The following is a 14,320-nucleotide window of genomic DNA, read 5'->3' as shown; positions in this document are numbered from 1 at the left end:
CCCGCTCTGTGCGGGGCTGTCGCTCCGCGAACCGGCGCGGGGCCGCAGCCCCCGCCGGCCGAATCGGCGGCCGGCAGGCCGCATGCGCGGCCGCCCGCCTTCTGCGCCGGCCTTACGCGCGGCACTCCGCGGGTGCATATTTCGCGGGCAGCGTCGCGGCGTCTCCCGGCAACGGCCCCGCTCCCGGCGCCGGCAGCGACGATGCGTCCTTGCCGGCGGCAAAGCATTCCCACGCAATCGCGCCCGCCTGTATCGCCCCCTTTTTGAGCGGCACGCGCGCGGTGGGCGCATCGGCCTTGTCGGGCGCAGACGGCACGAGCACCAGCGTATTCGCGCCGGCCGCGGCCACGTGGGAGGTGAACGCGACCCTGATCTGCCCGGTAGCGCCGTCGATCGTGACGGATTCGACGTTGCGGGTCGCGGCAGGCGGGCTGTAGCCACCGTCGAGGCTCGCGCCGCTCGCGGCATTGTCGGCAACCGCGAGCCGCGCGGACGACGCGAGCGCAAGCCCCTCGCCGACGCGCGACCGCGCGAGGTAATCCTGGTACGCGGGAATCGCGTAGGCCGCGACGACGCCGACGATCGCCAGCACGATCATCAGTTCGATCAGCGTGAAGCCGGCCGGCCGCCAGCGCGGCGACGGCCGGTTCGCGCGCCGGAGATCGGCGGCAACGCGACGGAACAGGGAAACGGAAAAGGCTTCGAACATGACAGGGGCTCCGGAAACGAAAAACGCCTGCCGATACAGGCAGGCGTCTCGATCGTAGCCAGCGGGCCGCGAGGCCGACAGTCGGCCGGATGGCCAGTCAGTGCGCGTGCGGCACGTTGCGGCGTTTCCTGAGCGCGTAACCGATCGCGACGACGAACAGCGCGCCGGCGATGCTCGCGCCGTACACCACCGACGGCGTATCGAGCACCGGCCAGCGATCGCCAACCGGGTCGTTCACGATCAACCCGCCCGCGATCCAGCCGAGCAGCCCGGCGCCCAACGCCACGACGACCGGGAAACGGTCGAGCAGCTTCAGCACCAGCGTGCTGCCCCATACGATGATCGGCACGCTGACGACGAGCCCGAAGATCACGAGCGCGAGCCGGTGCGACGGATCGGCCTGCTCGGCCGCGCCGGCGATCGCGATCACGTTGTCGAGGCTCATGACCGCATCGGCGATCACGATCGTCTTCACGGCGTCCCACAGCCGGTCGGCCGGCTTGATGTTGTCGTGCGCGTCGGCGGCCGGCGCCATCAGCTTGATGCCGATCCACAGCAGCAGCAGCCCGCCGCCGAGCTTCAGGAACGGCACGTCGAGCAGCGCCACCGCGAACGTGATCAGCGCGACACGCAGCAGGATCGCCCCTGCGGTGCCCCAGACGACGCCGCGCAGCCGCTGGTTCGCCGGCAGATTGCGGCACGCGAGCGCGATCACGACCGCGTTGTCGCCGCCGAGCAGGATATCGATGATGACGATCTGGAGAATGGCGCCCCAGTGCAGCGAGGTCAGGAATTCGAGCATGGCCGTGAGGAAAGGACGGCGGCCGCCCGCGGGCGACCCGGTTCATCGCCGGCACATGCAGGACGCATGCCCGGTGCTTACGAATTCATTGCGCGAGCATAACAAAAAACGCCGGCTAAGCCGGCGTTTTCTGCAGGACGAGCCCGAGGGAAATGATTACAGCGCCTTCTTCAGCAGACGGCCCATTTCCGACGGGTTGCGCGTGACGGTGATGCCGCACGCTTCCATGATTTCCAGCTTCGCTTCGGCCGTATCCGCACCGCCCGAGATCAGCGCGCCGGCGTGGCCCATGCGCTTGCCCGGAGGCGCCGTGACGCCAGCGATGAAGCCGACGACCGGCTTCTTCATGTTGTCCTTGATCCACTCGGCGGCGTTGGCTTCGTCCGGACCGCCGATTTCGCCGATCATCACGACCGCATCCGTATCCGGATCGTCGTTGAACATCTTCATCACGTCGATGTGCTTCAGACCGTTGATCGGGTCGCCGCCGATACCGACTGCCGACGACTGGCCGAGGCCGAGTGCCGTCAGCTGGGCAACTGCTTCATACGTCAGCGTGCCCGAACGCGACACGACGCCGATGCGGCCCTTGCGGTGGATGTGACCCGGCATGATGCCGATCTTCAGTTCGTCCGGCGTGATCGTGCCCGGGCAGTTCGGCCCGAGCAGCAGCGTCTTGCGGCCTTCGCGACGCATGCGGTCCTTCACTTCGATCATGTCACGGACGGGGATGCCTTCCGTGATGCAGATCGCGAGATCCAGATCGGCTTCGACCGCTTCCCAGATCGCAGCGGCTGCGCCTGCCGGCGGAACGTAGATAACCGACACGGTCGCGCCGGTTTCCGCCTTCGCTTCCTTGACGCTCGCGTAGATCGGAATGCCTTCGAAATCCTCGCCGGCCTTCTTCGGGTTCACGCCCGCGACGAATGCTTCGCGGCCGTTTGCGTATTCACGGCAGGCGCGCGTATGGAACTGACCGGTTTTGCCGGTAATGCCCTGCGTGATGACCTTCGTGTCCTTGTTGATCAGAATCGACATGTATTTTGACCTCTGTTCGATGGGCGTCGCGTGCAAGCCGCGCCGCCATGCGTATTCGATAGCGTTACTTGCCTGCGGCAGCCGCGACGACCTTCTGCGCAGCCTCTTCCATGCTGTCAGCCGAGATGATCGGCAGGCCCGAATCGGCCAGCATCTTCTTGCCGAGGTCTTCGTTCGTGCCCTTCATGCGCACGACGAGCGGCACGTTCAGGTTCACGGCCTTCGAACCGGCGATCACGCCTTCCGCGATCACGTCGCAGCGCATGATGCCGCCGAAGATGTTCACGAGGATCGCCTTCAGACCCGGGTTCTTCAGCATCAGCTTGAACGCTTCGGTGACCTTCTCGGTCGTCGCGCCACCGCCGACGTCCAGGAAGTTCGCCGGTTCGCCGCCGAACAGCTTGATGGTGTCCATCGTCGCCATCGCTAGGCCTGCGCCGTTCACGAGGCAGCCGATGTTGCCGTCGAGCGAGATGTACGCGAGGTCGAACTTCGACGCTTCGATTTCAGCCGGATCTTCTTCGTCCAGATCGCGGTACGCGACGATTTCCGGGTGACGGAACAGCGCGTTCGAGTCGAAGTTGAACTTCGCGTCGAGTGCGGTGACCTTGCCGTCGCCGGAGACGTTCAGCGGGTTGATTTCAGCCAGCGATGCGTCGGTTTCCCAGAATGCCTTGTACAGGCCTTGCAGGATCGCGCGCGCTTGCGGAATCGACGCAGCCGGCACGCCGATCTTCGCGGCGAGATCGTCGGCCTGGGCATCCAGCAGGCCCGTCGACGGCTCGACGATGACCTTGTGGATCAGTTCCGGATGCTTTTCGGCGACTTCCTCGATGTCCATGCCGCCTTCGCTCGAACCCATCAGAACGATCTTTTGCGACACGCGATCGACGACGAGGCTGACATACAGTTCCTGCTTGATGTCGGCGCCTTCCTCGATCATCAGGCGGTTGACCTTCTGGCCTTCCGGACCGGTCTGGTGCGTGACGAGCTGCATGCCGAGGATCTGGTTCGCGTATTCGCGCACCTGTTCGATCGACTTCGCCACCTTCACGCCGCCGCCCTTGCCACGGCCGCCTGCGTGAATCTGAGCCTTCACGACCCAAACCGGGCCGCCGAGCTCTTCCGCCACCTTGACGGCCTCGTCCACCGAGAACGCCGGCTTGCCGCGCGGTACCGCGACGCCGAATTTCCGCAGGATTTCCTTACCCTGGTACTCGTGAATCTTCATGCGTGATTCCCTTCAGTCTGAGAGTTGGATGAAATGTCGCTTAAGACGCTTCTTCGAATGATTTCCGTTCATTCCTTCGTGCTGCCTTCACCGGGCAGATCCGGCCGAATCGGGCCATACCAGCGCGGGTAGTACTGCCGCACGACCTCGCCGTCGAATCGCAGCGCACGGCAGCGGCCGAGCTGGAACGGCGGTTCGGCGTGCACGCCGTCATGATCCGGCCCTTCGCCGCCCTCCTCGCGCACGTTCCACACATCACCGGCGAACGCCTGGATCGCGGCCGTCGGCAGCACGGCGCACAGTTCGGTGAGATGGGAACAGCCTGCGACGCCGGCGAGCAGCCGGTTCGCGTTGCGGCGGAAATTGCGGAAGAGATTGAGCCCGATGAGGGCCCGATAGGCAGGCGGGGCGGATTGACAGTGACCGGGATAGGGCACCCATTCCGAAGACGCTTCGGCGTCGACGACATTGAGGTCACGATCGATGGTCACGCGCAGCCAGAGTTCGTGGATCGGCAGGCCCTGGGGCCGGATGCCCGACGCAAGTGCGACATCGCGCGGCTTGTGGTCGGTCAGGCAGGCTTCGATGTCCCACAAGCCGTCGCCGCGCTCGTAGGCTTCCGCTCGGATTGCGCGTCGATGTCGCAACTGACGGGGCACGGGCTCGGATAGCGGCATGCTGGAGGTTGAGGCCGAAGAGGAAAACCGGTGGATTTTAGCATATTGGGTATTTGAGACAGTTTGCCGCGACGGCGGGTATTCCCGCCTGCCGGAAGCGGTTGCAATGCAGCAAAATCGCGCGCCACACGCGCGGCCGGGCGCGTCAGTCGTCGATCGGGAAATCGTCGCCGACTTTCAGCAACTTCACGATGGTCGCACTCGAGAAGCCGCGGGCGGCAAGGAAGCGCGCCTGCTTCGCGCGCTCCGCGGGCGTTTGCGGCAGTGCACCGAATTTCTTGCGCCAGACGGCCTGCGCGCGCGTCAACTCGGTCTCGCGCAATTGCGCATTCACCTCTTCGACGAGACTGTCACCGACCGCATGGCGCTTCAGCTCGCTGACGATGCGCGCGACGCCGACGCGCGATGCGCGGCGATGCACGAGGCTCTCGGCGAAGCGCGCGTCGGACAGCCAGCCTTCCTTTTCCAGCGCATCGAGGACCGGTTCGACGGATTCGTCCTCGCCGACGTAGGGGGCGAGCTTGCGCGCGAGCTCCGTGCGGCTGTATTCGCGCCTCGACAGATAGCCGAGCGCGCGGCCCTTCAACGACCGCGGCGGCTTCGACGACTTGCGCTCGCCGGCGCCCGGAGCGTCGCTTGAAGCAGCGCCGGAAGACGCGCCGGCTGCGCGGCGTGTGCGGCGCGGATGCTGGCTGCTGCGCGTATAGACATCTTCTGCCGCGGGCGAATCGGCTGCGCGATCGCCCGGGAAGCGGACACCGGACACGCGACGGCGGGAGCGATCGTGTGCGTCGAACGACTCATCGTCGTCGAACGGATCGTCCGGTGCGGCAATCTCAAATGAAACGAGGGCATCGTCGGATGCCCTCGTCGCGGTGCGGTTCGCGGCGTTGCCGCCTGCGTCCCGCCGGTCGGCGCCCGAGGATCCGGCTCGCCGGCCGGAGCGACCCGCCGTTTCGGGCGCGTCGCTCTCTTCCGTCTCGCCAGCCTGACCTCGGCGCCCGACCATCACTCTTCTTCGTCCAACACCTCGGCTTCGTTGCCAGCGCCATCAGGCATTGCGACGACGCCGAGCGATTCGCGAATGCGGTTCTCGATCTCGCGTGCGATTTCCGGATTCTCACGCAGGAATTCGCGCGCGTTGTCCTTGCCCTGGCCGATCTTCTCGCCGTTGTAGCTGTACCAGGCGCCCGCCTTGTCGACGATCTTCGCCTGCACGCCGAGATCGATGATCTCGCCCTGACGCGAAATGCCTTCGCCATACAGGATGTCGAAGATCGCTTCGCGGAACGGCGGCGCCACCTTGTTCTTGACGACCTTCACGCGGGTCTCGTTGCCGATCACCTCGTCGTTCTTCTTGATCGAGCCGATCCGGCGGATGTCGAGACGCACCGACGAGTAGAACTTCAGTGCGTTGCCGCCCGTCGTGGTTTCCGGATTGCCGAACATCACGCCGATCTTCATCCGGATCTGGTTGATGAAGATCACGAGGCAGTTCGTGCGCTTGATCGTGCCGGTCAGCTTGCGCAGCGCCTGCGACATCAGGCGAGCCTGCAGGCCCGGCAGCGAATCGCCCATCTCGCCTTCGATTTCGGCCTTCGGCACGAGCGCCGCGACCGAGTCGATGACGATCATGTCGATCGAGCCCGAGCGCACCAGCGCGTCGGTGATTTCCAGCGCCTGCTCGCCGGTGTCCGGCTGCGAGATCAGCAGTTCCGGCACGTTCACGCCGAGCTTCGACGCGTACTGAACGTCGAGCGCGTGCTCGGCATCGATGAAGGCTGCCGTGCCGCCGATCTTCTGCAGTTCGGCGATGACCTGCAGCGTGAGCGTGGTTTTACCGGACGATTCCGGACCGTAGATCTCGACCACCCGGCCGCGCGGCAGGCCGCCGACGCCAAGCGCGATGTCGAGACCCAGCGAACCCGTGGAGACGACCTGGATGTCCTCGGCCGCCTCGGCGTCGCCCATGCGCATGATCGACCCTTTGCCGAACTGCTTCTCGATCTGCGCGAGTGCGGCCGCCAGCGCCTTGCTCTTCTCGGCGGTCATCCCGGAGCCCTTCTTGCTATCTTCCATGAATCGTCCTTTGCTATGATGAGCAGCGTCTGTTGGAGGCGCGCCCGCTTCAAGCGCTGCCCACGAATTCAGACACTGTATAAAAAAACAGTGTTTTGTGCAAGCCCGCAATGCAGAGCGTTGTACACGAATAACTTCGGAGACAGCCGCACCGGCGAGAACGCCCTGCCGGCATCGGTCAGCAACATGCGAATTCTCATCGCCGAAGACGACAGCATACTCGCGGACGGCCTCACCCGGTCACTCCGCCAATCGGGCTATGCCGTCGATCACGTGAAGAGCGGCGTCGACGCCGACACCGCGCTGTCCATGCAGACTTTCGACCTGCTGATCCTCGATCTCGGGCTACCGAAAATGTCCGGGCTCGACGTCCTCAAGCGCCTGCGCGCACGCAATTCCAATCTGCCCGTGCTGATCCTGACCGCCGCCGACAGCGTCGACGAACGCGTGAAGGGGCTCGACCTCGGCGCCGACGACTACATGGCCAAGCCGTTCGCGCTCAACGAGCTCGAGGCGCGCGTGCGCGCGCTGACCCGGCGCGGCGCCGGCGGCGGCCCGACCGTCGTGCGCCATGGCTCGCTCGCGTTCGACCAGGTCGGCCGCATCGCGTATGCGAACGATCACGTGCTCGATCTCTCCGCGCGCGAACTCGGCCTGCTCGAGGTGCTGCTGCAGCGGATCGGCCGCCTCGTGTCGAAGGAACAGCTCGTCGATCATCTGTGCGAATGGGGCGAGGAAGTCAGCAACAACGCGATCGAAGTCTACGTGCACCGGCTGCGCAAGAAGATCGAACCGAGCGGCGTGCGGATCTCGACCGTGCGCGGCCTCGGCTATTGCCTCGAGAAAGTCGCGCCCGCGACGCCGGCCAACACGGCGGCGCCCCAGCCCGCGGCGGCCGGCACGCCGCTGCGCTGACGCCGGGCGGCGCCGCGATGGCCACGCCGGCCCATTCCCGCCACCCGACCGGCGCGCCGTCGTCGGCTGCCGACGAGGCGCGCGACGCGCGCTACGAGAACCCGTTCGCGCCGCCCGACGAAACCGAATCGCCCGAAACGCCGCGCCCGCGCTCGCTGTTCGGCGAAATCCTCGACTGGATGCTCGCGCCGCTGCTGCTGTTGTGGCCGATGAGCATCGCCGTCACCTATCTCGTCGCGAAAACGATCGCGAACAGCCCGTTCGACCGCGCGCTCGAGACCAACGCATACGTGCTCGCACGGCAGATCCACCCGGTCAACGGCGTCGCCGAGCTGACGCTGCCGGAGCAAACGCGCGACTTCCTGCGCGCGGACAACGTCGACAGCGTCTACTTCCAGGTGCTCGGCACGCGCGGCGAGCTGGTCGCGGGCGAGGCCGACATGCCGCTGCCGCGCGACGAGGACCGCCCGCCGCCGGGCGTCGTCGTGTTCCGCGACGACCTGCTGCGCGGCAACGACGTGCGCGTCGCGTATACGACCGTCGAGCTGCCGCAGGCGAGCGGCGCGCAGCCCGTGCTCGTGCAGGTCGGCGAAACGCTCGACAAGCGCAACGCGCTCGCGAACGACATCATCAAGGGCGTGATCCTGCCGCAATTCGTGATCCTGCCGCTCGCGATCCTGCTCGTCTGGTTCGGGCTGTCGCGCGGGCTCGCACCGCTCAACGCGCTGCAGGCGCACATTCGCGCGCGGCGGCCCGATGACCTGTCGCCCGTCGAGGCGCAGCGCGCGCCGCCCGAGATCGAACCGCTCGTCACGTCGTTCAACGACCTGCTCGCGCGGCTCGAACAGAACATGGCGCTGCAGAAACGCTTCATCGCCGACGCCGCGCACCAGATGAAGACGCCGCTCGCGGGCCTGCGCACGCAGGCCGAGTTCGCGCTGCGCCACCCGGTGCCGCCCGACGTGCAGCGCTCGCTCGAGCAGATCGCGACGAGCTCCGAGCAGGCCGCGCGGCTCGTCACGCAACTGCTTGCGCTCGCGCGCGCCGAGAACCGCGCGAGCGGGCTCACGTTCGAGCCGGTCGAGATCGCCGCGCTCGCGCGGCGCACGGTGCGCGACTGGGTACAGGCCGCGCTCGCGAAACGCATGGACCTCGGGTACGAAGGCCCGGACGACGACGCGCCGCTCGACGTCGACGGCAATCCGGTGATGCTGCGCGAGATGCTCGGCAACCTGGTCGACAACGCGATCCGCTATACGCCCGAAGGCGGTCGCATCACCGTGCGCGTGCGTGCCGAGCCCGCGGCGCGGCTCGTGCATCTCGAAGTCGAGGATACGGGCCCGGGCATCCCGGCCGGCGAGCGCGAGCGTGTCGTCGAGCGCTTCTACCGGATCCTCGGCCGCGAAGGCGACGGCAGCGGCCTCGGGCTCGCGATCGTGCGCGAGATCGCCGCGCAGCACGGCGGCACGCTGACGCTCGACGATCACGTCTACCAGCACGCGCCGCGCCTCGCCGGCACGCTCGTGCGCATCAGCCTGCCGCTCACCGACACCGCCCCGGATTAACCCTGACGCGCATCGCCGCGGCTCGGCGCGAATACGTCGAAACCGGCGATTTACCGGACGTTCGTGCCACGATCGGCTCGCGAAGCGACCGATTCGACACGGGTTAACGCGCAGTCGTTTTGTACGCGCGAGTCAGTGCGCCGTAAGTTTCCGTGCCAATAATCGTCGACAGGCCCGCCCCTCCCAAGGCGGCCGCACATCTATATCAAGGGACTTGGAGACGATTCATGGCAACGTTAGGCGGGCAAATTTCGCACTCGCCGATGACGGGCGAAGAGAAGAAGGTGATCTTCGCGTCGTCGCTCGGCACCGTGTTCGAGTGGTACGACTTTTACCTGGCCGGGTCACTCGCGGCCTACATCAGCAAGAGCTTCTTCTCCGGCGTCAATCCGACCGCCGCGTTCATCTTCACGCTGCTCGGCTTCGCCGCCGGCTTCGCGGTGCGGCCGTTCGGCGCGATCGTGTTCGGCCGGCTCGGCGACCTCGTCGGCCGCAAGCACACGTTCCTCGTGACGATCGTGATCATGGGCGTCTCGACGTTCGTGGTCGGCTTCCTGCCCGGTTACGCATCGATCGGCATCGCCGCCCCCGTGATCTTCATCGCGATGCGGCTGCTGCAGGGCCTCGCGCTCGGCGGCGAGTACGGCGGCGCGGCGACCTACGTCGCCGAGCATGCGCCGGCCAACCGGCGCGGCTTCTACACCGCGTGGATCCAGACGACGGCCACGCTCGGCCTGTTCCTGTCGCTGCTCGTGATCCTCGGCGTGCGCACGTTCATCGGCGAGGAAGCGTTCGGCAGCTGGGGCTGGCGCGTGCCGTTCGTCGCGTCGATCCTGCTGCTCGCGGTGTCGGTGTGGATCCGGCTGCAGCTGAACGAATCGCCGGTGTTCCTGCGCATCAAGGCGGAGGGCAAGACGTCGAAGGCGCCGCTGACCGAAGCATTCGGCCAGTGGAAGAACCTGAAGATCGTGATCCTCGCGCTCATCGGCCTGACGGCCGGCCAGGCCGTCGTGTGGTACACGGGCCAGTTCTACGCGCTGTTCTTCCTCACGCAGACGCTGAAGGTCGACGGCGCCAGCGCGAACATCCTGATCGCGATCGCGCTCCTGATCGGCACGCCGTTCTTCCTGTTCTTCGGTTCGCTGTCGGACAAGATCGGCCGCAAGCCGATCATCCTCGCCGGCTGCCTGATCGCGGCGCTGACCTACTTCCCGCTGTTCAAGGCGCTCACGCACTACGCGAATCCGCAGCTCGAACTCGCGACGCAGAAGGCGCCGATCACGGTCGTCGCCGATCCGGCCACCTGTTCGTTCCAGTTCAACCCGGTCGGTACGTCGAAGTTCACCAGCTCGTGCGACATCGCGAAGGGCGCGCTCGCGAAGGCCGGCCTGAACTACGAGAACGTCGCGGCGCCGGCCGGTACGCCGGCTGAAATCAAGGTCGGCGACACGGTGATCCAGACCTACGACGGCAAGGCGGCCGACGCGAAGGCGCAGGGCGCCGCGTTCGACAAGACGCTCGCGTCGACGCTGAAGGGGGCCGGCTACCCGGCGAAGGCCGACCCGGCGCAACTCAACTGGCCGATGACGATCGTGATCCTGACGATCCTCGTGATCTACGTGACGATGGTCTACGGCCCGATCGCCGCGATGCTGGTCGAGATGTTCCCGACGCGGATCCGCTACACGTCGATGTCGCTGCCCTATCACATCGGCAACGGCTGGTTCGGCGGCTTCCTGCCGGCGACCGCGTTCGCGATCGTCGCGGCGAAGGGCAACATCTATTCGGGGCTCTGGTACCCGATCGTGATCGCGCTGGCCACCTTCGTGATCGGCCTGCTGTTCGTCAAGGAGACGAAGGACTCGGACATCTACGCGCAGGATTGATGGTGTGCGTGGAGCGGGGGACGGCCGGCGGAGATACGCCTTCCGGTGGCCGGCTCCCGGCCGTGATGGAGGTCGGCACGGGGCGGCGGCAACTTTTTTCGGGAAAGATGGAAAAAGGTATTGACAGCCGGACGGCCGATCGACATAATTCAAGTCTTCGGCGAATTAGCTCAGTCGGTTAGAGCGACGGAATCATAATCCGCAGGTCCGGGGTTCGAATCCCTGATTCGCCACCAAATGCGAAAAGCCGCTGTTTCGAAAGGAACAGCGGCTTTTTTCATTGCGTCACGCGTCAGTGACTTCCTGTCGCAACATCCCCGTCTGCATCAACACCCCACTCGCTCACGCATCGATGATGATCCAGCCCGGCCCATCAGCCACTCGGCCGCCCACGGCACGGATCGTGCAGCGGCGGCATTTGACGGAGCAACCGAAACGGCGCCAAGCGCTGCGCGCCGATGCGCAGCGTCACACGGCCACCGCCCCTCTCTGGAGCGCCGCCTGCACCTCCACCTTCCCCCGCCAGTTTTCCCCACCCTCCAGCGCCGGCGTCGACTCGAACAGCTCCGCGATCCAGTCGGCGAACACGCGCACCTTCTGCGACAGATGCCGGTTGTGCGGATAGACGATCGAGATCGGTTTCGGCTTCGGATTGCAGTCCGGCAGCACCTCGACCAGCGAGCCGTCGAGCAGGTTCGGCAGCACCATGAACAGCGTCGGCTGGATCATCCCGAAGCCTTCGAGCCCGCACGTCACGTACGCATCCGAATCGTTGACCGTGACGCTGGCGTTCATCCGCACCTCGAATGGCTTGCCGTCGATCATGAACACCCACGGAATCGCCCGCGCGCCATGGCTCGAACGAAAATTCACCGCATGATGATCGACGAGATCGGCAATCTCGTTCGGCTCGCCGTGGCGGGCGAGGTAATCGGGCGACGCGCACGTCACGCGCTTCAGCATCCCGATGCGCCGCGCGACCATCGACGAATCCTCGAGCGGCCCGACCCGGATCATGCAGTCGATGCCTTCCTCGACCGGATCGACGTAGCGGTCGGACAGCCCCAGCTCGAGCGTGATGTCCGGATAGCGCTGCCGGAAGACCGACAGCGACGGCAGCACGATGCGCCGCCCGAGCGAACTCGGCATGTGAACGCGCAGCATGCCGCTCGGCTTGCGGTTGCCGGCCTGGAAACTCGCGTCGGCCTCGGCGATCTCCGCGATGATCTTCATGCAATGCTCGTAGTACGCAGCGCCCTCCTGCGTCAGCGACAGCCGGCGCGTCGTCCGGTGCATCAGGCGCACGCCGAGCAGCGCCTCGAGATTCTGGATGATGGTCGTCACCGACGCGCGCGGCATCGCAAGCGTGTCGGCCGCCCGCGTGAAGCTGTTCGCGTCGACCACGCGGGTAAAAACTTCCATTGCCTGAATGCGGTCCATGCTGCTTCCCCCTTCGAATCGCCAACGGAACAGAATAGAGCGCGCGACGGGCGCGGCACAAGCCCCCGTCCATTGTTCTCATATCCTGAATAGTTCCAATGCTTCGGACTGGAAATCGACCCGTTTCCAATCAGTTCCGGGCGGCGTCGCGCCGGCCCCGCTCATCCGTCCAACGTTAGCGCACGAACCGCTCGCGATACCCCTGCGGCGACACGCCGAGCACGCGCACGAAGCTGCGCCGCAGCGTCTCCTCGGAACCGAAACCGCAACGCCCGGCAATCCGCTTGACGGGCCACGCCGTTTCGCCGAGCAGGCGTTGCGCGGCCTCGACACGGATCTGCTCGACCGCGCGCGCGGGCGTGCGGCCGGTTTCCGCGCGATAGTGGCGCACGAAGCTGCGCTCGCTCATGCTCACGCGCTCGGCGAGCGCGGGCACTGACAAGTCGGCCGTCAGGTGCTCGGCCATCCATGCGTGCAGCTCGCCGAACCGGTCGGCGGTGCGCTGCATCGACAGCATCGTGCTGAACTGCGCCTGCCCGCCCGGACGCTTCAGGAACACGACGAGTTCTCGCGCGACGTCGAGCGCGGTCGCCCGCCCGAGATCCTCCTCGACCAGCGCGAGCGCGAGATCGATGCCGGCCGTCACGCCGGCCGACGTCCACAGCGCGCCTTCGCGGATGAAGATCGGGTCCGGCTCGACGCGCACGTTCGGGTAGCGCGCCGCGAATTCGTCGCAGCGCGCCCAATGCGTGACCGCGCGCCGGCCGTCGAGCAGGCCGGCTTCCGCGAGCAGAAACGCGCCGGTGCAGACGGACGCCACGCGCCGCGCGCGCCCGGCCTGCTGCCGCACCCAGCGCACCACCCGCGCATCCTTCGATGCCGCATGCACGCCCTTGCCGCCGGCGACGATCAGCGTATCCGGACGGCGCGCGGCCGCGCTGAGCGACTCGGCCATCACGACGAGGCCCGACGACGTCTCGACGGGCCCCGCTTCGACGGCCACGACGCGCGGCGCATACGGCGCCGGCTGCCCGCGCTCCAGCGCGAGCTCGTTGACGGACGCGAACACCTGCAGCGGCCCCGTCACATCGAGCAATTGCGCACGGGGAAACGCGAGGACCAGGATCGAACGCGGGGCGGCGGCAGGCATGTCCATTGGCTGAAAACGTGGGGGATATGGCGATTTCGCCAAACACTACGCGCCTAGAATCGATCTGTCCATCCCGTGCCGAACGGCGCGCGTTCCCTTCCCTCTCGGAGCCTTCGCATGACCCTGCATATCGGCCTTCTCGTCTTTCCGGGCGTCCAGCAACTCGACCTCACCGGCCCGCACGACGTGCTCGCGTCGCTGCCGGATGCGGCCGTCCATCTGGTGTGGAAGTCGCGCGACGCGGTCGCGTCGAGCAGCGGCCTCGCACTCGCGCCGACCTGTACGTTCGACGACTGCCCGCCGCTCGACGTGATCTGCATCCCGGGCGGGATCGGCATCAACGAGCTGCTGCTCGATGCCGAAACGATCGCGTTCGTGCAACGGCGCGCGGCCACCGCGCGCTACGTGACGTCGGTCTGCACGGGCTCGCTACTGCTCGGCGTGGCCGGCCTGCTGCGCGGGCGGCGCGCGACGACGCACTGGAGATACCACGCGCTGCTCGAACCGCTCGGTGCGATACCCGTGCGCGAGCGTGTCGTGCGCGACGGCAACCTGGTCACGGGCGGCGGCGTGACGGCCGGCATCGATTTCGCGCTGACGATCGCCGCGGAGCTGGTCGGCGACGAGGAAGCGCAGGCGATCCAGCTGCAGCTCGAATACGCGCCCGCGCCGCCGTTCGACGCCGGCTCGCCCGACACCGCGCCGGCCGCGGTCGTGGAGCGCGTCACCGAGCGTTCGGCGGCCGGCTTCGCGAAGCGTAAGCAGATCGTCGAGCAGGCGCTGCGCGCCACGTCGCGCTGAATGCGGATGTCGGGAAAATCACTGGAA

13 protein-coding genes and 1 tRNA gene are annotated in these 14,320 nt (G+C 66.7%); 5 read left to right on the top strand and 9 right to left on the bottom strand.

Translation table 11 applies throughout. The features are described from left to right. Nucleotides 1–112: 112 nt before the first annotated feature. From C4B30_RS12340 to recA, 7 genes are all read right to left on the bottom strand, one after another. Complete coding sequence (locus C4B30_RS12340; RefSeq protein WP_027785325.1) at nucleotides 113–709, bottom strand: pilin; 597 nt, start codon at nucleotides 707–709, stop codon at nucleotides 113–115. A gap of 97 nt (nucleotides 710–806) precedes the next feature. Beyond that, the gene (locus C4B30_RS12335; RefSeq protein WP_027785326.1) at nucleotides 807–1,511 is read right to left on the bottom strand and encodes a TerC family protein; all 705 of its coding nucleotides are present in this window, start codon (nucleotides 1,509–1,511) and stop codon (nucleotides 807–809) included. Nucleotides 1,512–1,667: 156 nt separating this feature from the next. Next, the gene (gene sucD / locus C4B30_RS12330) at nucleotides 1,668–2,549 is read right to left on the bottom strand and encodes a succinate--CoA ligase subunit alpha (RefSeq protein ID WP_006477916.1); all 882 of its coding nucleotides are present in this window, start codon (nucleotides 2,547–2,549) and stop codon (nucleotides 1,668–1,670) included. 64 nt (nucleotides 2,550–2,613) lie between these two features. After that, the gene (gene sucC / locus C4B30_RS12325; RefSeq protein ID WP_006491644.1) at nucleotides 2,614–3,780 is read right to left on the bottom strand and encodes an ADP-forming succinate--CoA ligase subunit beta; all 1,167 of its coding nucleotides are present in this window, start codon (nucleotides 3,778–3,780) and stop codon (nucleotides 2,614–2,616) included. A 68-nt stretch (nucleotides 3,781–3,848) separates the two neighbouring features. Continuing rightward, on the bottom strand, nucleotides 3,849–4,457 hold the full coding sequence (locus tag C4B30_RS12320) for a DUF2889 domain-containing protein (RefSeq protein WP_027785327.1): 609 nt from the start codon (nucleotides 4,455–4,457) through the stop codon (nucleotides 3,849–3,851). Nucleotides 4,458–4,602: 145 nt separating this feature from the next. Continuing rightward, nucleotides 4,603–5,466 carry a recombination regulator RecX gene (recX, locus tag C4B30_RS12315; RefSeq protein ID WP_027785328.1) on the bottom strand — a complete coding sequence of 288 codons (864 nt, stop codon included), beginning with the start codon at nucleotides 5,464–5,466 and terminating at the stop codon, nucleotides 4,603–4,605. Beyond that, nucleotides 5,466–6,536 carry a recombinase RecA gene (recA, locus tag C4B30_RS12310; RefSeq protein WP_027785329.1) on the bottom strand — a complete coding sequence of 357 codons (1,071 nt, stop codon included), beginning with the start codon at nucleotides 6,534–6,536 and terminating at the stop codon, nucleotides 5,466–5,468. The genes recX and recA overlap by 1 nt, the downstream gene beginning before the upstream one ends. Nucleotides 6,537–6,722: 186 nt before the next feature. Between recA and C4B30_RS12305 the strand changes: the two genes are divergently transcribed. The 4 genes from C4B30_RS12305 to C4B30_RS12285 all read left to right on the top strand — a co-directional run bounded on the left by C4B30_RS12305 (nucleotide 6,723) and on the right by C4B30_RS12285 (nucleotide 11,138). Next, nucleotides 6,723–7,451, top strand: a complete 729-nt coding sequence (locus C4B30_RS12305) for a response regulator transcription factor (protein ID WP_027785330.1) — start codon at nucleotides 6,723–6,725, stop codon at nucleotides 7,449–7,451. Between the two features lie 17 nt (nucleotides 7,452–7,468). Then, complete coding sequence (locus tag C4B30_RS12300) at nucleotides 7,469–9,016, top strand: sensor histidine kinase (RefSeq protein ID WP_027785331.1); 1,548 nt, start codon at nucleotides 7,469–7,471, stop codon at nucleotides 9,014–9,016. A 227-nt stretch (nucleotides 9,017–9,243) separates the two neighbouring features. Further along, nucleotides 9,244–10,902 carry an MFS transporter gene (locus tag C4B30_RS12295; protein ID WP_027785332.1) on the top strand — a complete coding sequence of 553 codons (1,659 nt, stop codon included), beginning with the start codon at nucleotides 9,244–9,246 and terminating at the stop codon, nucleotides 10,900–10,902. A 159-nt stretch (nucleotides 10,903–11,061) separates the two neighbouring features. After that, nucleotides 11,062–11,138, top strand: a tRNA-Met gene (locus C4B30_RS12285). Nucleotides 11,139–11,370: 232 nt separating this feature from the next. On the opposite strand, the gene C4B30_RS12280 is transcribed toward C4B30_RS12285, so the two are convergent. Next, complete coding sequence (locus tag C4B30_RS12280; RefSeq protein WP_027785333.1) at nucleotides 11,371–12,342, bottom strand: LysR family transcriptional regulator; 972 nt, start codon at nucleotides 12,340–12,342, stop codon at nucleotides 11,371–11,373. A 175-nt stretch (nucleotides 12,343–12,517) separates the two neighbouring features. After that, nucleotides 12,518–13,492 carry a GlxA family transcriptional regulator gene (locus tag C4B30_RS12275; RefSeq protein WP_027785334.1) on the bottom strand — a complete coding sequence of 325 codons (975 nt, stop codon included), beginning with the start codon at nucleotides 13,490–13,492 and terminating at the stop codon, nucleotides 12,518–12,520. Nucleotides 13,493–13,609: 117 nt separating this feature from the next. Here C4B30_RS12275 and C4B30_RS12270 point away from each other — a divergent pair, with 117 nt between their 5' ends. Continuing rightward, the gene (locus C4B30_RS12270; protein WP_027785335.1) at nucleotides 13,610–14,293 is read left to right on the top strand and encodes a DJ-1/PfpI family protein; all 684 of its coding nucleotides are present in this window, start codon (nucleotides 13,610–13,612) and stop codon (nucleotides 14,291–14,293) included. Nucleotides 14,294–14,320: the final 27 nt, after the last annotated feature.

Origin of the sequence: Burkholderia sp. BE12, from assembly GCF_002959955.1 — a bacterium.
Classification (GTDB): domain Bacteria; phylum Pseudomonadota; class Gammaproteobacteria; order Burkholderiales; family Burkholderiaceae; genus Burkholderia.
Note: the sequence above shows the minus strand (reverse complement) of the source record. Positions and strands in the feature narration are given on the sequence as shown.